Here is a 17,744-nt window from a genome sequence, read left to right as displayed (position 1 = left end):
ACAATTGGGGTGCAGTTCAAGAAGCTTGCTCTTTTGTATTATAGTGATATTTTCTTTTCAAATATGAGGTCGAAATATTCAGGTTGTCCAGAACTGCCAATCGTAGGGGCGACAATCTGTACGAACCTCCAGTCATCTCTAGCATGTTCTTGAATAATTTCTTGGTAGTCTTCAGCTAGTTTTGAGCGAGTGAGCCCCCAATGGAATTCGACTTTTACGAATTTATATTCGAACATTCGGATACCCCCTTTTAGTGATAAATAAAGTATACAATAAAAAATTCATAGTAGCTTGTATCATTTTTTTCTCCCTCCCTTAATATATATAAAATTAGCAAGCCAGATTGAGTGGATTTTCTAACGATAGGAAATGTAATTCTACTAAGAGTGAACTTCACGCGGAAAGGACTCTTATAGGATTTGTAACGTATAGATACAGTCCTTTAGAGCAGGGATAAAAGGGGGGACAAAAGTGATTGAAATTTGCTTCGAAGAAAAAAATGATGCTATGCACGTATATAGACAATTGCTGAAAAGAGCGGAAGTGTTATATAAGGAAACGAGTGTGTATTTACAGGAGCAAAAAGTGGTGATTCACATACCAGTACATGAATCGAATTATATTGAAAAGATCTTATTGCCAGTAATGGTGTATTTCATTGTGAATGTGAAACAAAATGAGTGGATTTATACGATCTTAAAAGAAAAGTTTTTTTATGAAGAACAAGAAGAGTGTCATCAAATATTGCACATGGCACATGAGATTTTAAAGGGAAGAAGAAAAGGTGTAGCTCAGGATTTAACTCGTAACGCATTTGAGTCATATATTAAGTCTTCTTTAAATAATTGGCTTTGTGATCCGCTCTCATTCTCGTTTTCATCATATATCCGTTTTCGTCTTCGTACATATAGGGAAATGGTGGCTAAACTTGCGGAAGTGGCAATTGATGAGTATAAGATGGAGCAAGAATACCAAATGTTCATTGAAACGCTTCGGCAACAAGTGAGTAGCCGTAAATCACGCTTGTCCTGTGTGCATCTTATTTTTGATGAAAGCTTTATCTTTTATGATGATAAAGGTAGACGTTTAAAACAGGAGAAGTTGGTCCAATATATAGATGAAGAATTATTAAAGCAAAATGATGTATATATTGATACAAAAGTAATTGCGCCGCTTCTTTCTATTTCGCCAAAAAAGATTTATTTATATACGAAGGAACAAGACCATAATATGATTATTACTTTGCGAAATGTGTTTCAAGAACGGGTCCAATTACATGGATTACATGATTTTGAGCGCAATGTGAAAAATTTAAAAAATAAAGGTAACGCCCTTGATTTTCTAAGTTTTTGAGCATATAATTACCTACATAAATGAAATATATCGAAATGTCATGATGAGGACATGAGTAGTTTTCTACGATTTTCAGAGAGGGAAGCCTTAGGGTGTGAGCTTCCTAGTACGGGATTATTACTTACCACCTCTAAACTTTAGCAGTGAACGATTCTTTTAGTAATTGCTAACGGACAACACCGTTATGTTGAACTTGAGCAATTAACGATCATGTTAATTGGAACAAGGGTGGAACCACGAATTCAACACTCGTCCCTTTTTATGGGATGAGTGTTTTTTATTTTGAGAAAAAGAGGAGTGACCAGTGATGGCAGATGTAGTTAAAATTACTTTCCCTGATGGAGCTGTGAAGGAGTTTCCAAAAGGCGTAACAACTGAAGAAATCGCAGCTTCTATTAGCCCAGGCTTAAAGAAAAAAGCTGTAGCTGGAAAATTAAACGATGAGATGATCGATCTTGTTACACCAATCGAAGAAGATGGTGCAGTTTCTATTATTACATTAGATTCTGAAGATGGCTTATATATTTTACGCCATTCAACAGCCCACCTTTTAGCACAAGCGTTAAAACGTTTATATAAAGATGTTAAGCTTGAGCTTGGCATTGGCCCAGTAATTGAAAATGGCTTCTATTACGATATCGATATGGAAGAAGCAATTACAGTTGAAGACTTCAAGAAAATCGAAAAAGAAATGCAAAAAATCGTGAACGAGAACTTAGAAATCGTTCGTCATGAAGTACCACGTGCAGAAGCACTTCGTCGCTTTGAAGAAATTGGCGATGAGTTAAAATTAGATTTAATTAACGACCTTCCAGAAGATGCAGTTATTTCAATCTATGAGCAAGGCGAATTCTTCGACCTTTGCCGTGGTGTTCACCTTCCATCTACAGGGAAAATTAAAGTGTTTAAATTATTAAGCGTTGCAGGTGCTTACTGGCGCGGCGATAGCAATAATAAAATGTTACAACGTATTTACGGTACTGCATTCGTTAAGAAAGCAGAACTAGATGAGCACTTACGTATGCTTGAAGAAGCGAAAGAGCGCGATCACCGTAAATTAGGTAAAGAATTAAAACTATTTACTAATAGCCAAAAAGTAGGACAAGGTTTACCACTTTGGTTACCAAAAGGTGCAACAATTCGTCGTATTATCGAGCGTTACATCGTTGATAAAGAAGCAAGCTTAGGTTATGATCACGTATACACTCCAGTATTAGGAAGCAGAGAGTTATATGAAACTTCTGGTCACTGGAACCACTACCGTGATGGCATGTTCCCATCAATGGAAATGGATAATGAAGAATTAGTTCTTCGTCCAATGAACTGTCCTCACCATATGATGGTTTATAAAAATGATATTCACAGCTACCGTGAATTACCAATCCGTATTGCGGAACTTGGAACAATGCATCGTTATGAAATGTCAGGTGCGTTATCTGGATTACAACGTGTACGCGGAATGACTTTAAACGATGCGCACATTTTCGTTCGTCCAGATCAAATTAAAGAAGAGTTAAAACGTGTTGTAAACTTAACTCTAGAAGTGTACAAAGATTTCGGTTTAGAGAACTACTCATTCCGTCTATCTTATCGCGACCCAGCAGATACTAAAAAGTATTATGCGGATGATGAGATGTGGGAAAAAGCACAAGGTATGTTAAAAGAAGCTATGGATGAAATGGGTCTTGATTACTATGAAGCTGAAGGTGAAGCGGCATTCTACGGTCCAAAACTGGATGTTCAAGTTCGTACTGCTCTTGGAAAAGACGAAACACTTTCAACTGTACAATTAGACTTCTTACTTCCAGAACGCTTTGAATTAACTTATGTTGGTGAAGACGGTAAGCAACATCGTCCAGTTGTAATTCACCGTGGTGTTGTATCAACTATGGAACGCTTCGTAGCCTTCTTAATTGAAGAATACAAAGGTGCATTCCCAACTTGGTTAGCTCCAGTTCAAGTACAAGTAATTCCAGTTTCTCCGCAAGTACATTTAGACTATGCGAAGAAAGTACAAGACGAATTGCGTCGTGCTGGTATCCGTGTTGAATTAGACACTCGTGAAGAGAAGATTGGTTACAAAATCCGTGAAGCACAAATGCAAAAAATTCCGTACATGCTTGTAGTAGGTGACAATGAAGTAACTGAAAACGGCGTAAACGTACGTAAATATGGTGAACAAAAATCAGAAACAATCGCATTAGATGCTTTTGTTGACATGATTAAAGTAGAAGGAAAACGATAAGAAAAAGCCGCGGTATACCGCGGCTTTTTTATGTAATATACTTGAGGGGAATTAGAAAAAATACCCATGTAACACTTATCGTAAAAAAGTATTGCAAGTATGTTAGTTGTTTGTTACAATATTTCTTGTTGTTAGTAAAACACATCGCGTCTTCTTGACAGACGTCATGTCCTATGATAAACTCATCAAGGATAATAGAATATTGTTTTGTGGAACAAGTAGAAGCACCCGCTTCTCACCTGATGGACGCATTCGCAGTTAGCAGGTAAATGTATTTCTTACTTAAGATTTTACAAGTGTGGGTGTCGTATGCCCGCACTTTTTTTGTCGGGTTCTATGACTACAAAATATGTTCTGAGAAAACCTTGGAGGTGGCTTACTATTAGCAAGGATATGATGATTAACGAGCAAATTCGTGCACGTGAAGTACGTTTAGTTGGCGCAAATGGCGATCAACTTGGAATCAAGTCTCGTAATGACGCTTTAGACTTAGCTGCAAATCTTAATCTTGATTTAGTATTAGTTGCTCCAAATGCGAAACCGCCAGTATGCCGCATTATGGACTACGGTAAATTCCGCTTTGAGCAACAGAAGAAAGAAAAAGAGCAGCGCAAAAATCAAAAAGTAATTAGCATGAAAGAAGTTCGTTTAAGTCCAACAATTGATGAACACGACTTTAACACAAAACTTCGTAATGCTATCAAGTTTTTAGAGAAAGGCGACAAGGTTAAAGCGTCAATTCGCTTTAAAGGACGTGCCATTACTCATAAAGAAATCGGTCAACGTGTTTTAGATCGCTTCTCAGAAGCTTGTGCTGAAGTTAGTACAGTTGAATCTAAGCCTAAAATGGAAGGACGCAGTATGTTCTTAGTTTTAGCACCGAAAAACGATAAGTAATAGATAGAGGAGGAAATACCTATGCCTAAACAAAAAACTCATCGCGGCGCTGCAAAGCGTTTCAAAAAGACTGGATCAGGTAAACTGAAACGTTCTCACGCTTACACAAGCCATTTATTCGCTAACAAATCTACAAAAGCTAAACGTAAACTACGTAAAGCTGGTGTAGTAAGCGCTGGTGACTTCAAACGCATTCGTCAAATGCTTGACAACTTAAAATAAGTTCGGCTGATATATAGAACAATTAGGAGGTAATATTATGCCAAGAGTAAAAGGTGGTACAGTTACTCGTCAACGTCGTAAAAAAGTTATAAAATTAGCAAAAGGTTACTACGGTTCAAAAAATACATTATTCAAGGTTGCTAACCAACAGGTTATGAAATCTCTAATGTATGCATTCCGTGACCGCCGTCAAAAGAAACGTGACTTCCGTAAATTATGGATTACACGTATCAACGCAGCAGCTCGTATGAATGGTCTTTCTTACAGCCGCTTAATGCACGGTCTTAAAAATGCTGGCATCGAAGTTAACCGCAAGATGCTTGCTGACTTAGCTGTTCATGACGAAAAAGCTTTCGCTGAATTAGCAACAGTTGCAAAAAACAACATTAACTAATTAATTAGTTGAAACCTTAGAAGAATTTTCTTCTAAGGTTTTTTGTTTGTATTCAGAGAGAAGTTTGAAGTTCTAAAGATTAACGGATGTGCTATTATCGATATGACAAAATTAATATAAAAACTATAGCGGTATAGAAGAATATATATGTGAAGTCAGGAGAATCCTCCTGGCTTTTTTTAATTCTGCTCTTTTGGAAAGAAGAGTATCTTTCCTAGCCGAAACGACACTGCTATAATGGAAAGATGATATGGAACTTTCATCAGATGAACAATTTAAGAGCGATGACTGAAACGTATTTGTAAATTAAGGACAAGCTATTTTATAAAGAGGTAGATAGCTGACTTATTCATAAGAACTGAAACATAATAATGAACTTTGAGATGAAACAACATTGTTGCGTAAAATGCGATGTTGGAGGAGGGCAATAGAATGGACTTACTACAACTATTTAAATTACAAAAAGAATTAGATGACCGTATTGCAAAAGAACATGACTTACAACCGAAAAAATTGTTAAAAGAAAAAATGTTAGCTCTTCTTGTAGAAATTGGAGAACTTGCAAATGAAACACGTTGTTTTAAATATTGGAGCAACAAACCAGCTTCGGAACGTGGAGTAATATTAGAAGAATACGTAGATGGTTTGCATTTTATTTTATCAATCGGAATTGATTTAGGGATTGATAAAAACTTCCTATTCTATAAATGTGCACAAACGAATAAAACACAAGTGGAAATTTTCTTAGACACATACGCGAAAGTAATTCGTTTTACAGATCAACCATCTATTACAAACTATATTGAATTATTTACGAGCTATCTTCGACTTGGACAAGCACTTGAATTTGAGCAAGAAGAGATTGAAAAAGCGTATTTAGATAAAAATGAAGTAAATCATCAGCGTCAAACACAAGGATACTAATTTAATTTTTGAATATTTCAATTTAATTATTGTATAATGAATTGACTGAAGAAAAAGGAGGGTGTTGGCAATGACAAAATTAGACGCGACATTGACAATGCTAAAAGAATTAACAGATGCACGTGGTATTGCCGGTAACGAGCGTGAACCACGCGAAGTAATGAAGAAATATATCGAGCCATTTGCAGACGAGCTTTCTACTGATAATTTAGGAAGTTTAGTTGCGAAAAAAGTAGGGGAAGAAAACGGCCCGAAAATTATGGTTGCAGGTCATTTAGATGAAGTTGGCTTTATGATTACGCAAATTGATGACAAAGGTTTCCTACGCTTCCAAACGGTGGGTGGCTGGTGGTCACAAGTTATGCTTGCACAGCGCGTGACGATTGTAACGCGTAAAGGAGATGTAACAGGTGTAATTGGTTCAAAACCACCGCACATCTTACCTCCAGAAGCACGTAAAAAGCCAGTTGAAATTAAAGACATGTTCATCGATATCGGTGCTTCTAGCCAAGAAGAAGCAATGGAGTGGGGCGTACGACCAGGAGATCAAGTTGTACCTTACTTTGAATTCCAAGTGATGAAGAATGAAAAAATGTTACTTGCAAAAGCATGGGATAACCGAATCGGTTGTGCGATTGCAATTGATGTATTAAAACAATTAAAAGATGAAAAGCATCCAAACGTTGTATACGGCGTTGGAACTGTACAAGAAGAAGTTGGTCTTCGTGGTGCAAAAACATCTGCGAATTATATTAAACCAGATATCGCGTTCGCAGTAGATGTTGGTATCGCTGGAGATACACCGGGTGTAACGTCAAAAGAAGCGCAAAGTAAAATGGGCGATGGACCACAAATCATTTTGTATGATGCTTCTGTTATTGGACATACAGGTTTACGTGATTTCGTAGTTGATGTTGCTGACGAATTACAAATCCCATACCAATATGATTCAGTAGCGGGCGGGGGAACTGATGCGGGTGCGATTCATATTGCTGTAAACGGTATTCCTTCTATGGCAATTACAATTGCAACGCGCTATATTCATTCTCATGCAGCAATGTTACACCGTGATGATTATGAAAATGCAGTAAAGTTAATTGTAGAAGTTATTAAACGTCTTGATAAGGATGCTGTACATAACATTACATTTAATTAATAGAAAAAGCGAAGGAGATTTTCCTTCGCTTTTTTATGTTTTAAAAAGGTCGTTCTAATCCTGCTGCAGTATGAGCGCCTAAAATAATTAAACGAGTTAATTGCATCGCCATAAAATGCGGGGTATATATCATTCCTCTTTTTAACCATGACATAATCATTCCGATGTGAGCCCCTGTCACATAACTAATCAAAATATCACGAGGAACCATAAGATCTTCGTCATCTGGTTGTGAAATAGACAAGCTTAATGTTAAATGCACTTGTATCGTTTTCATCATTTTATAAGAGTAGTTTCCGGCAGCTTTATCCCCAAGCATAACGTTATAAAAGTTTACATTTTCTGCGATATGTTCGAATAAAGCCAAAAATGTAGGATGAGGTGAATCGAATGTAAGTTGAAAATCTTCTTTATTTCTATTTTTCGGTTTAATTACTTCTGCTAGCTTCTCTAACATTTCTTCAATACTTTTGTCTAATAGGTCATATTTATCATGGTAATGGCTATAAAATGTAGCGCGATTTACAGGAGCACGTTCTGCGATATGTTGCACAGTTACATTTTCAAAGCCTTTTTCGCCTACTAAAGCGACAAAAGCATCCTGAATGAGTTGTCTCGTTCGCTTTACACGTGGATCATTTGTATTTTTAATAGACATTTTACTTCTCCTCGTTTAATTTTCTATACTTAAACAACATATTGGTATTATATTGTTGTTTAAGCAACATTTCATACGTAAATTGTCGGTTGTAGATTCAAAATAATTATTTATAATTATAAACGATAGTCCTTCAGAAATCAGCACCGCTCGCAGGTAGATAAGTTTCGATTTACGCTGCAGATGGTGTGATTTTTTCGTTAAAAGGTTAATATAATTAACAATTAAACAATCTAAACAATAAGGACATAAATAGTTTAGAAAAAATTATATGCGATATAAGGAGAGGAATGCAATGAATCAGTTTCGAAGAATGGTAATTATCAACATTATCACATTAATTGTACTAGTTGGCGGCGGTATTGTCGGTTATTACTATTACAACCAAACGGAAAATTACTTAAAAACAGACAATGCAAAGATCGATGGAAAGGTAATTCCGGTTGCTTCACCAGTAGCAGGGAAACTAACTGACTGGAAAGCTGAAGTTGGAAAAAATTACAATGAGAACGATAAATTAGGAGCTGTTACTGTAGCAGCAGCTAATGGAGAACAAACAGTAGATGTAACAATTCCACAAAATGCAACGGTTGTACAATCAAACGCAACAACAAATGCTTTCGTTGGAGCAGGTAGCCCGATTGCTTACGCATTTGATATGAACAATTTATGGGTAACAGCAAACATTGAAGAAACAGATGTTGATGATGTTCAGAAAGGTCAAGACGTAGACGTGTATGTAGATGCATACCCAGATACAACGTTAACTGGGAAAGTAGAACAAGTTGGTTTAACAACAGCAAATACATTCTCGATGTTACCATCAAGTAATTCAACAGCGAACTATACGAAAGTAACACAAGTAGTGCCAGTTAAAATTTCATTAGATCATAGCAAATCAGTAAATATTGTTCCTGGAATGAATGTGTCAGTTCGTATTCATAAGTAAGGGGGAGATGAGATGTCCTCAATTGCAATTGTAGGATATGCACTATTTTGTATAATCGTCTTCTTCCTTGTAAATCGTCTTTTACGAAAGAAAAAAACGAACGTGGGAGAAGAACAAGTCCCAGCCGTAAGTAAAATAGAAGTAAGTAAGCTAGAAGCAGTAGAGAAAGAAAGTGAACAAAAGCAAGAAGCCGAAATTTCTAATGTAGTTGAATTAGAAACAGGCAAGCAAGAAGAAGTAAAACAAGAAAAAGAAATGCCGAAAAAACAAACGTCTATGCCTATAGAGGATGTAAATGTAAAAGCAGTTGTAACAGTATTAATTCTCGGCATGTTCGTTTCTATTTTGAACCAAACAATCATTAACGTTGCATTGCCTCCGTTAATGAATGAATTTAACGTATCAACTTCAACGGCGCAATGGTTAATTACAGGGTTTATGCTTGTAAATGGTATTTTAGTGCCGATTAGTGCCTTTTTAGTTTCACGATTTACGTATCGTAAATTATTTGTAGCGGCAATGTTATTCTTCACAGTAGGATCTATCATTTGCGCTACTTCAGGAAACTTTACAATGATGATGACAGGCCGCGTAATTCAAGCAGTTGGTGCGGGTATTTTAATGCCGGTTGGTATGAATATCTTTATGACATTGTTCCCGCCTCATAAGCGCGGAGCGGCGATGGGATTACTAGGTGTTGCAATGATTTTAGCACCAGCTATCGGACCAACTGTAACAGGTTGGGTGATTGAAAACTATAGCTGGAACTTAATGTTCTATGCGATGTTTATTATCGGTTTAATTATTACGTTCCTATCTTTAAAATTCTTTACACTAGCTCAGCCAGTGTCTAAAACGAAATTAGATATATTCGGTGTTGTTAGTTCAAGTATTGGACTAGGAAGCTTATTGTACGGATTTAGTGAAGCTGGAAATAATAGTTGGACTAGTGCAGAAGTCATTATTTCACTTGTTATCGGTGTAATTGGTTTAGCGTTATTTATTTGGAGAGAGTTAACAACGGACAATAAAATGCTTGATTTACAAGTATTTAAATATCCAGTATTTACTTTTACTTTAGTAATTAACGCAATCGTTACGATGGCATTATTCGGGGGTATGTTATTGCTTCCAGTATATCTGCAAAACATTCGTGGCTTTACGCCAATTGAATCTGGTTTACTACTTCTTCCAGGATCATTAATTATGGGGATCATGGGACCAGTAGCGGGTAAATTATTCGATAAATATGGCATTCGTCCATTAGCGATAATTGGATTGGCAATTACGACGTATGCGACATATGAATTTACAAAATTATCGATGGATACACCGTATAGCGTTATTATGACGGATTATATTATACGTTCAATTGGTATGTCATTCATTATGATGCCAATTATGACAGCTGGTATGAACGCACTGCCGATGAAATTAATTTCTCACGGTACAGCAACGCAAAATACGTCAAGACAAGTAGCTGGTTCAATCGGAACAGCGATTTTAATCACACTTATGACGCAACAAACAACTGCTCACGTAGCAGATTACGGCAACATGTTAACAACATCAAACCCAATTTTAGTTGATAAAGTACACGGTATGGGGCAAAGTTTAGCAGCGATTGCCGGATCAGCTCAAGCAGGAGATGCGATGAGCACACAACTATTATATGGACAAATTTCAAAGCTATCTGCAATTAACGGTATTAACGATGCCTTCTTAATTGCAACGATACTAGCAGGTATTGCTTGGGTGTTATCGTTCTTCTTACAATCAGGCAATAAACCAAATAGAAAAGCAGGGAATTAAATTTCCTGCTTTTTTGTTTTCTTATAAAAAGATGCAATTAGATATAGAATGAATCACCTGCAGACATGAGTTCCCAGAAAATAACTCCTAATAGTCCCGCAATAAAAATAATGAATCCCATGTTGCGTATACTTTTAATTTTCATTTGTAATCCCCTTACCCCTGCTAATAATCCAGTTAAAGAAAACAATATCCAGTATAAAGTAGTTGAAATAGGGAGGATTGTCTCGCTATTCACCCCATGCTCCAAAAAACAAAAGGTAGCGTTACAAAGGAAAAGCTAAGTACCCCCATTAAACCAACAAATAATTTCCGATGTTTAATACTAGTAATAATTAAAAAAATACCACCGAAAAATCCGCATAAGACAAGAAGTGGCATATAAACAATCCAAAGGAAGCTAAACATATATAATCTCCTTTTATGTAATGAGTTATATTTTACTACATCAGGTTCATTTTGGATATTATTAATAAATATGTATAAATTGATAGAAATGGGTAGTAATGATACGGATTATCAAAAAGTGCTAATTGAAGAAGAGTTTGAAGTTGTGATAAAAGAGTAAAAAGAGGTATCGTGATGATACCTCTTTTTAACTGAAGAATGCCAACGTATTATTTATAATATGAAATAACATAGCTGGAAGAATGGATTTTGTTTTCTTACATAAAATAGCCATTAATAATCCCATGAAGAAAGTAATTACCATTACTCCAAGTGAGTATGTATGAGCGATACCAAAGAAGAAACTTGTTAAGACTGCTGCAATCCAAAATGGAAAGCGCTCAGAGAAGAAATGAAGTATAAAACCACGGAAAATAAGTTCTTCAAAAATTGGTGTGAGTATTGCAAATCCGAGAAGTAATAGTATTTGATATTGCTTAAAAACGTCTAAGTTTAGTGCGGAAGATTGTTGCTTTGTTGCGTCTTGGAACACATAATTTAATAAGAAGTAGTTGATTATGATGTTTATAGCGAAGAAAAGAAGTAAATATACGTATGTGCGCCATTCTTTCAGTGCTTTAAAGTTAAAAGAGTTCAGTAATAATCTTTTCGCAGGTTTGAATTTAAAAATAAAGAATAACAACATGGCTAGTTGTAACCCTATACTTGCGGTGTTTGCAATAGATTCATACAGGGCAATTTGCTTTTTATTTGTAAGACTAGCCGTATAAATTGTTAAGGGCATTATTGCTAGGAACAAGGTAATGAGTCCAGTTCCGAAAAAAGCGAATAAAACGGAGCTAATAAATTGTCCCCATGACATAGAGTGTTTCTGTTCATCAGAAAGTTGTGTAGCGGATTGCATCTGTGAAATCACCTCTTTATATTTGTATATTAAATTATAGATTAATTTGTTTCTGAATGTAACATTTAAATATTACATACAAAGGTGTATTTTTCGTAAAATAATAAAAGAGGTATCACCCTGTAGTGATGCCTCTTTCTCATTGATAACTATGTTCTGCCTTGTTATTCAATTTGGCTTGCTCTATTTGCAATTCACGCTCTACCAATCGATCTAATTGCTGAATAGCTTTAAGTGCTTTTTCATAAGAAATCGTTCTATAATGATGAGCTCCGCCTGGTTCTTCATCTGCTTCGTCTGCCCATTTAATAATGCTTTGAAGAGATGTTCTTTCAATTTCTTGTTCCACTAAGAAAGAATCTGTATGCAGAAGGATTGCGATAGAAATTTCTTTTGCTAGTTTTGGATGTTCTCCCAATCTAATAAGTAATTTATGTGCTCTTTCTGCGCCTTTAATTGCATGGATATCATTCTTTTTATATAAGTCATAGTCCCATTCGCCGCCTGTGTACCACGTATGATGTCCGATATCATGAAGGAAACCGGCTTTTGTCGCAGCATCGACTGAGGCGTGGTGCTTTTTAGCTAAGTGAAACGCATGGTAAGCGACAGCGATCGCGTGGACCATTCCGGAACGGTTTACGTATTTTTGTGTAATATGGTGTTTAAAAATTTGTTCAAGCGTAATACGGTGCATAAAACATTCACTCCTTTTATCTAATGATGTATACGAAGAAAAATCGATCGGTTTAAATGTATTTTGAACATTGTACTCCATCATAGTTCGTTAGTAAAGTAGAAATGTTTAGGAGAAGAAAAATTTTTTTCGTAAAAAAATCACCTTAGCTTATGCGAAGGTGATTTTCAAATTGCTTATTTTTTTAATCCTTGCTCTAGTGTTTCTAACATTTCGTGCTTTTCATTTTCATCAGCGTTTTTCCAAATGACTTCAAATAAGACGCCAAGACCTGGAAGCATTTTTTCTTCACCGCTTTGAATTGCATCGACAATTGTTTCTTGTAATTGATCTTGTGAATTACCAGATACATTCGCTAATACGGCACCGCGTAAATTAAAACTCATTGTTTTCACCTCTTCTTCAGAATTGAAACTGACGTTAGTTTTTGTTCTTTTTTATGTAAATATGTATGAAAAATAGGCTATAATGATAAGACAAGAAGAGAGGGAAATACATATTATGAAAAACATTGATTCAGTACAAAATCCGCGTGTAAAGCAGTGGAAAAAGCTGCAAACGAAAAAAGAACGCGATAAAAAAGGTTTATTTTTTGTAGAAGGATTTCACTTAGTCGAGGAAGCTTTGAAGGCAGGAATTGTAACAGAACTTATCGTTTCAGATCAGACAGACCTTCCGAAAGATTGGACAGTTAATGATGTAGAAATGTATATCGTGCCTGAGGCTATTGTAAAAATACTTCGTGAAACAGAAACGACGCAAGGTGTATTTGCTGTTTGTGAGAAGCATGAGAAAGAAGTAGCTCTTACTGATGGGAAATTCCTTTTATTGGATGGACTGCAAGACCCAGGTAATTTAGGAACAATTATTCGTACAGCTGATGCAGCTGGTATTCACGCCGTTGTGCTTGGAGAAGGTTGTGTTGATGTTTACAATAGTAAAGTACTCCGCTCTACACAAGGTTCTATTTTCCGCTTGCCAATTGTAAAAGGGAACTTAGAAGAATGGGTAGACAAGTTAAAAGAAAATAACGTTCCTGTATATGGAACAGCTCTTGAAAATGGAGTTCCGTATGGTGAGGTAACTCCGGCCGGAAGTTTTGCATTAATTGTTGGAAATGAAGGAAATGGCGTACGCCAAGAAATTCTTACAAAAACGGATCAAAACTTGTATATTCCGATTTACGGCGGGGCAGAATCATTAAATGTTGCGGTTGCAGCAGGGATTTTAACGTATTATTTACAAAGCCCAGTTGCGAACAAATAAAAAACTTCTTATAATAAGTTGAAGTACATTATATTAAAAGTTAAATAACGAAAAACGTTGATAGAGAAGAGTAGCTTACAAAATCGCCATATAGGGAGAGAGTGCCGTAGACTGAAAGCATTCTTATGGTAGACGGAAGTGAATTCACCTCTGGAGTTGACGCCAGGACCATGTATATGTAAAGGCGTTCCGGTCAGAATTGATCGTTATAACTAATGAGTGGGCAGACTTGTTCTGTCAATTTAGGGTGGTACCGCGAATTTACCTCGTCCCTTTTTGGGAGCGAGGTTTTTTTATTTTTAAAATTAGGAGGGTTCCAAAATGGAAGCACGTTTAAAAGAGCTAAAGCAAAAAGCGTTAGAGCTTATTGAAGAAGCGAAAGAGCTAAAGGGCTTAAACGACGTACGCGTAGCGTATTTAGGAAAAAAAGGTCCAATTACAGAAGTATTACGCGGCATGGGAAAATTATCAGCAGAAGAGCGTCCACGTATGGGAGCATTAGTGAATGAAGTACGTGAAGCGATTCAAACGCGTCTAGAAGACAAAATTAGCAACTTAGAAAAAGCAGTAATTGAAGCGAAATTAGCTACGGAAACAATTGATGTTACATTACCAGGTCGTCCTGTTGAAACAGGTTGTCACCATCCGTTAACAGCTGTTGTTGAACAAATTGAAGATGTATTCATCGGTATGGGTTATGAAGTAGCTGAAGGAACAGAAGTAGAAAAAGACTACTACAACTTCGAAGCACTAAACTTACCGAAAGATCACCCAGCACGTGACATGCAAGATACATTCTACATTACAGAAGAAACGTTACTACGTACACATACATCTTCTGTGCAAGCACGTACGATGGAAAATAATAAAGAAAAAGGCCCAATCAAAATTATTTGTCCTGGTAAAGTGTATCGCCGCGATGATGATGATGCGACGCATTCACATCAGTTCATGCAAATTGAAGGCCTTGTAATTGATAAAAACATTCGTATGAGTGACTTAAAAGGTACACTGCAAGTATTCGTGAAAAAGATGTTCGGTGAAGATCGTGAAATCCGTCTTCGTCCAAGTTTCTTCCCATTCACAGAGCCATCTGTAGAGATGGATATTTCTTGTATGATGTGTCATGGCAAAGGTTGCGGCACTTGTAAAGGAACTGGCTGGATTGAAATTCTAGGCGCAGGTATGGTTCACCCGAACGTACTTGAAATGGCTGGTTATGATTCAAAAGAATATCAAGGTTTCGCATTCGGTATGGGCGCAGAGCGTATCGCAATGTTGAAATACGGCGTAGATGACATTCGTCATTTCTATACAAATGATGTACGTTTCTTACAACAATTCAAACGAGCGTAAGGGAAGGAGAGGATAAATATGTTCGTATCATATCGTTGGTTACAAGAGTATGTAGATATTAAAGATGTAACAGCACAAGAACTAGCAGACAAAATCACGAAAAGTGGTATTGAAGTAGAAGGCGTTGAAGTATTAAATAAAGGTGTAAAAGGTGTTGTAGTTGGTCACGTATTAGAATGTGAAAAACACCCAGAAGCTGATAAATTAAGCAAATGCTTAATCGATATCGGTGAAGAAGAGCCAGTTCAAATTATTTGTGGAGCTGCTAACATTGCAAAAGGTTTAAAAGTACCAGTTGCAAAAGTTGGTGCTGTGCTTCCTGGTAACTTCAAAATTAAAAAAGCAAAACTACGTGGTGAAGCTTCTCACGGTATGGTTTGTGCTCTTCAAGAGCTTGGCATTGATGGAAAGTTAGTTTCAAAAGAATATGCAGATGGTATCTTCATCTTCCCAAGTGACGCTGAAGTTGGTGCAGATGCACTTGAAATTTTAAACTTACACGATGAAGTACTTGAGCTTGGTTTAACACCAAACCGTGCAGATTGCTTAAATATGTTAGGTGTTGCATATGAAGTGGCTGCTATTTACGGCCGAGAAGTAAAACTTCCAGCTATCGAATTACAAGAAACAGCAGAAAAAACTTCTGATTATATTTCTGTAAATGTAGAAGCGAAAGAAGAAAACCCATTATACATTGCAAAAATGGTTAAAAACGTAAAGATTGGTCCATCACCAATGTGGATGCAAACTCGTCTTATGGCAGCTGGCATTCGTCCAATTAGCAACGTAGTTGATATTACAAACTACATTTTAATGGAATACGGTCAACCGTTACATGCATTCGATTACGATAAATTAGGTTCAAAAGAAATCGTTGTTCGTCTTGCAAAAGAAGGCGAAAAAATTGAAACATTAGATGATCAAGAGCGTACATTACAAAGCCACCATCTTGTAATTACAAACGGAACAAAAGCTTTAGCTGTTGCTGGTGTAATGGGTGGGGCGGATTCTGAAGTTACAAATGAGACAGTAAACGTTCTAATTGAGTCTGCATACTTTGCAGGTCAAACAGTGCGCCGCACATCAAAAGACTTAGGTCTTCGTAGTGAATCAAGTGCACGTTTTGAAAAAGGAATCGACCCAACACGTACATTTGAAGCAATTCAACACGCAGCTGCCTTAATGGCGAAATATGCTGGCGGTGAAGCACTTGAAGGTGTAGTAGAAGCTGATAACTTACAAGTACAAGAGCGTACAGTATCTGTTACTGCTGAAAAAGTAAACCGTGTATTAGGTACAAATATTTCTGCGAGTGAAATGGGTACAATGTTCGCGAACTTGAAATTTCCATTCACAGAAGTAGAAGGAACATTCCATGTAAATGTACCAGCACGTCGTCCTGATATTACAATTTCAGAAGACTTAGTAGAAGAAGTGGGCCGTCTATACGGTTATGACCACATTCCAGTTACATTACCTTCTGGAACGATGACTCGTGGTAAATTAACATCAGCACAAACGAAACGTCGTAAAGTACGTCGCTTCTTAGAGGGTGCTGGTTTATATGAAGCAATCACGTATTCATTAACGAGCGCTGACAAAGCGAAACAATACATGATTGAGCCAAACGAAAAGGCACCTGTAAACCTTGCACTTCCAATGAGTGAAGAGCGTAGCCAACTTCGATTAAGCTTAGTGCCACAATTGCTAGAAGCAGTTTCATACAATGTTGCTCGTAAAAACGACAGCGTTGCTTTATACGAAGTAGGTTCTATCTTCTTACCAACAGAAGCAGGAGAACTTCCGAAAGAAGAACAACACCTTGCAGGTGTTATGACAGGTCTTGCTCTTCACCATGCATGGCAAGGTGAGAAGAAAGTAGTAGACTTCTTCGTTGTGAAAGGTGTACTAGAAGGACTATTCGACGTACTTGGCGTTTCAAACCAAATCACATATGCACCAGCGAAACGTGAAGGTATGCACCCAGGTCGTACAGCTGACATCGTATTAGATGGCGAAGTAATTGGTTTCATCGGTCAATTGCACCCAGAAGCAGAAAAACAATTAGATGTGAAAAATACATTCGTATTTGAACTATCTCTTGTAAAAATATTCGGTGCAGACGCTGAAGAAACTTACTACTCAGCAATTCCGCGTTTCCCATCTATGACACGTGACATGGCTGTTGTAGTAACAAAAGAAACAAAAGCTGGTGAAATGAAGCAAGTCATTGCTGAAGCTGGCGGAGAACTTTTGAAAGACGTAACACTATTCGACTTATACGAAGGTGAAAAAATGGAAGAAGGCAAGAAATCACTTGCATTCTCTATGACTTACTTCGATGCAGAACGTACGTTAACAGATGAAGAAGTAACAGAAGCGCATAACCGTGTATTAACAACGGTAGAAGAGAAATTTGGTGCGGAGTTACGTAAGTAATTAGAAAATTGCCGGATTCATTCCGGCAATTTTTTTATTGCACAATCGTCGACAGATGTCGGTA

The 17,744-nt window shown here is 36.9% G+C and carries 17 protein-coding genes, 1 pseudogene and 3 other annotated features; of the genes and pseudogenes, 12 read left to right on the top strand and 6 right to left on the bottom strand.

Annotated features, from left to right (window positions below; all coding sequences use genetic code 11):
- Positions 1–38: 38 nt before the first annotated feature.
- Positions 39–236 carry a DUF4177 domain-containing protein gene (locus tag DN403_RS13640; protein WP_000464454.1) on the bottom strand — a complete coding sequence of 66 codons (198 nt, stop codon included), beginning with the start codon at positions 234–236 and terminating at the stop codon, positions 39–41.
- A 235-nt stretch (positions 237–471) separates the two neighbouring features.
- Between DN403_RS13640 and ytxC the strand changes: the two genes are divergently transcribed.
- From ytxC to DN403_RS13605, 7 genes are all read left to right on the top strand, one after another.
- A complete protein-coding gene (ytxC, locus tag DN403_RS13635) occupies positions 472–1,353 on the top strand; it encodes a putative sporulation protein YtxC (protein ID WP_000569624.1) in 882 nt (293 codons plus the stop codon).
- A gap of 31 nt (positions 1,354–1,384) precedes the next feature.
- Positions 1,385–1,613 (top strand) — a binding site (T-box leader).
- A 47-nt stretch (positions 1,614–1,660) separates the two neighbouring features.
- Positions 1,661–3,598, top strand: coding sequence for a threonine--tRNA ligase (gene thrS / locus DN403_RS13630; RefSeq protein ID WP_000786077.1), 1,938 nt, complete (start codon positions 1,661–1,663; stop codon positions 3,596–3,598).
- A gap of 210 nt (positions 3,599–3,808) precedes the next feature.
- Positions 3,809–3,929 (top strand) — a sequence feature (ribosomal protein L20 leader region).
- Positions 3,930–3,991: 62 nt separating this feature from the next.
- Positions 3,992–4,495, top strand: coding sequence for a translation initiation factor IF-3 (gene infC / locus DN403_RS13625; RefSeq protein WP_000973215.1), 504 nt, complete (start codon positions 3,992–3,994; stop codon positions 4,493–4,495).
- Positions 4,496–4,516: 21 nt separating this feature from the next.
- A complete protein-coding gene (gene rpmI / locus DN403_RS13620; protein ID WP_001125945.1) occupies positions 4,517–4,717 on the top strand; it encodes a 50S ribosomal protein L35 in 201 nt (66 codons plus the stop codon).
- A gap of 37 nt (positions 4,718–4,754) precedes the next feature.
- Positions 4,755–5,111 (top strand): 50S ribosomal protein L20, encoded by a 357-nt coding sequence (gene rplT, locus DN403_RS13615; RefSeq protein WP_001138362.1) that lies wholly within the window; start codon positions 4,755–4,757, stop codon positions 5,109–5,111.
- 432 nt (positions 5,112–5,543) lie between these two features.
- Positions 5,544–6,035 carry a dUTP diphosphatase gene (locus DN403_RS13610; protein WP_000365052.1) on the top strand — a complete coding sequence of 164 codons (492 nt, stop codon included), beginning with the start codon at positions 5,544–5,546 and terminating at the stop codon, positions 6,033–6,035.
- A 70-nt stretch (positions 6,036–6,105) separates the two neighbouring features.
- A complete protein-coding gene (locus tag DN403_RS13605; protein WP_000163554.1) occupies positions 6,106–7,191 on the top strand; it encodes a M42 family metallopeptidase in 1,086 nt (361 codons plus the stop codon).
- A gap of 40 nt (positions 7,192–7,231) precedes the next feature.
- Here the strand turns inward: DN403_RS13605 and DN403_RS13600 are convergent, their stop codons facing one another.
- Positions 7,232–7,849, bottom strand: coding sequence for a TetR/AcrR family transcriptional regulator (locus DN403_RS13600; RefSeq protein WP_000023661.1), 618 nt, complete (start codon positions 7,847–7,849; stop codon positions 7,232–7,234).
- Between the two features lie 295 nt (positions 7,850–8,144).
- On the opposite strand from DN403_RS13600, the gene DN403_RS13595 reads away from it, so the two are divergent.
- Together DN403_RS13595 and DN403_RS13590 are read left to right on the top strand one after the other, a co-directional pair.
- Positions 8,145–8,798 (top strand): HlyD family secretion protein, encoded by a 654-nt coding sequence (locus DN403_RS13595; RefSeq protein ID WP_001071423.1) that lies wholly within the window; start codon positions 8,145–8,147, stop codon positions 8,796–8,798.
- Between the two features lie 12 nt (positions 8,799–8,810).
- Positions 8,811–10,610: a DHA2 family efflux MFS transporter permease subunit gene (locus DN403_RS13590; RefSeq protein ID WP_000094778.1), complete on the top strand. Its 1,800-nt coding sequence runs from the start codon at positions 8,811–8,813 to the stop codon at positions 10,608–10,610.
- A gap of 37 nt (positions 10,611–10,647) precedes the next feature.
- Here the strand turns inward: DN403_RS13590 and DN403_RS13585 are convergent.
- From DN403_RS13585 to sspI, 4 genes and pseudogenes are all read right to left on the bottom strand, one after another.
- Positions 10,648–11,018, bottom strand: a pseudogene (locus DN403_RS13585) (DNA-binding protein).
- A 187-nt stretch (positions 11,019–11,205) separates the two neighbouring features.
- On the bottom strand, positions 11,206–11,922 hold the full coding sequence (locus DN403_RS13580; RefSeq protein ID WP_001190242.1) for a CPBP family intramembrane glutamic endopeptidase: 717 nt from the start codon (positions 11,920–11,922) through the stop codon (positions 11,206–11,208).
- 139 nt (positions 11,923–12,061) lie between these two features.
- Positions 12,062–12,619 (bottom strand): HD domain-containing protein, encoded by a 558-nt coding sequence (locus DN403_RS13575; RefSeq protein WP_000554790.1) that lies wholly within the window; start codon positions 12,617–12,619, stop codon positions 12,062–12,064.
- A gap of 176 nt (positions 12,620–12,795) precedes the next feature.
- Positions 12,796–13,005, bottom strand: coding sequence for a small acid-soluble spore protein SspI (gene sspI, locus DN403_RS13570; RefSeq protein WP_000009509.1), 210 nt, complete (start codon positions 13,003–13,005; stop codon positions 12,796–12,798).
- A gap of 82 nt (positions 13,006–13,087) precedes the next feature.
- On the opposite strand from sspI, the gene DN403_RS13565 reads away from it, so the two are divergent.
- The 3 genes from DN403_RS13565 to pheT all read left to right on the top strand — a co-directional run bounded on the left by DN403_RS13565 (position 13,088) and on the right by pheT (position 17,680).
- Positions 13,088–13,885: a TrmH family RNA methyltransferase gene (locus DN403_RS13565; RefSeq protein WP_127057653.1), complete on the top strand. Its 798-nt coding sequence runs from the start codon at positions 13,088–13,090 to the stop codon at positions 13,883–13,885.
- A gap of 48 nt (positions 13,886–13,933) precedes the next feature.
- Positions 13,934–14,162: a binding site (T-box leader), on the top strand.
- 44 nt (positions 14,163–14,206) lie between these two features.
- The gene (pheS, locus tag DN403_RS13560) at positions 14,207–15,241 is read left to right on the top strand and encodes a phenylalanine--tRNA ligase subunit alpha (RefSeq protein WP_000388222.1); all 1,035 of its coding nucleotides are present in this window, start codon (positions 14,207–14,209) and stop codon (positions 15,239–15,241) included.
- Between the two features lie 18 nt (positions 15,242–15,259).
- Positions 15,260–17,680, top strand: a complete 2,421-nt coding sequence (gene pheT / locus DN403_RS13555; protein ID WP_042595931.1) for a phenylalanine--tRNA ligase subunit beta — start codon at positions 15,260–15,262, stop codon at positions 17,678–17,680.
- The last annotated feature ends 64 nt before the right edge of the window (positions 17,681–17,744 follow it).

Source organism: Bacillus sp. AY2-1, assembly GCF_008368965.1.
GTDB lineage: Bacteria > Bacillota > Bacilli > Bacillales > Bacillaceae_G > Bacillus_A > Bacillus_A thuringiensis_S.
The sequence above is the reverse complement of the archived record's forward strand: the minus strand, read 5'-3'. Positions and strand labels throughout refer to the sequence as shown.

Excerpts from the sequence above, each read along its gene's own strand:
- DN403_RS13640 (WP_000464454.1), bottom strand. The coding sequence starts at position 236 with ATGTTCGAATATAAATTCGTAAAAGTCGAATTCCATTGGGGGCTCACT.
- thrS (WP_000786077.1), top strand. The coding sequence starts at position 1,661 with ATGGCAGATGTAGTTAAAATTACTTTCCCTGATGGAGCTGTGAAGGAG.
- infC (WP_000973215.1), top strand. The coding sequence starts at position 3,992 with ATGATGATTAACGAGCAAATTCGTGCACGTGAAGTACGTTTAGTTGGC.
- rpmI (WP_001125945.1), top strand. The coding sequence starts at position 4,517 with ATGCCTAAACAAAAAACTCATCGCGGCGCTGCAAAGCGTTTCAAAAAG.
- rplT (WP_001138362.1), top strand. The coding sequence starts at position 4,755 with ATGCCAAGAGTAAAAGGTGGTACAGTTACTCGTCAACGTCGTAAAAAA.
- DN403_RS13610 (WP_000365052.1), top strand. The coding sequence starts at position 5,544 with ATGGACTTACTACAACTATTTAAATTACAAAAAGAATTAGATGACCGT.
- DN403_RS13605 (WP_000163554.1), top strand. The coding sequence starts at position 6,106 with ATGACAAAATTAGACGCGACATTGACAATGCTAAAAGAATTAACAGAT.
- DN403_RS13600 (WP_000023661.1), bottom strand. The coding sequence starts at position 7,849 with ATGTCTATTAAAAATACAAATGATCCACGTGTAAAGCGAACGAGACAA.
- DN403_RS13595 (WP_001071423.1), top strand. The coding sequence starts at position 8,145 with ATGAATCAGTTTCGAAGAATGGTAATTATCAACATTATCACATTAATT.
- DN403_RS13590 (WP_000094778.1), top strand. The coding sequence starts at position 8,811 with ATGTCCTCAATTGCAATTGTAGGATATGCACTATTTTGTATAATCGTC.
- DN403_RS13580 (WP_001190242.1), bottom strand. The coding sequence starts at position 11,922 with ATGCAATCCGCTACACAACTTTCTGATGAACAGAAACACTCTATGTCA.
- DN403_RS13575 (WP_000554790.1), bottom strand. The coding sequence starts at position 12,619 with ATGCACCGTATTACGCTTGAACAAATTTTTAAACACCATATTACACAA.
- sspI (WP_000009509.1), bottom strand. The coding sequence starts at position 13,005 with ATGAGTTTTAATTTACGCGGTGCCGTATTAGCGAATGTATCTGGTAAT.
- DN403_RS13565 (WP_127057653.1), top strand. The coding sequence starts at position 13,088 with ATGATAAGACAAGAAGAGAGGGAAATACATATTATGAAAAACATTGAT.
- pheS (WP_000388222.1), top strand. The coding sequence starts at position 14,207 with ATGGAAGCACGTTTAAAAGAGCTAAAGCAAAAAGCGTTAGAGCTTATT.
- pheT (WP_042595931.1), top strand. The coding sequence starts at position 15,260 with ATGTTCGTATCATATCGTTGGTTACAAGAGTATGTAGATATTAAAGAT.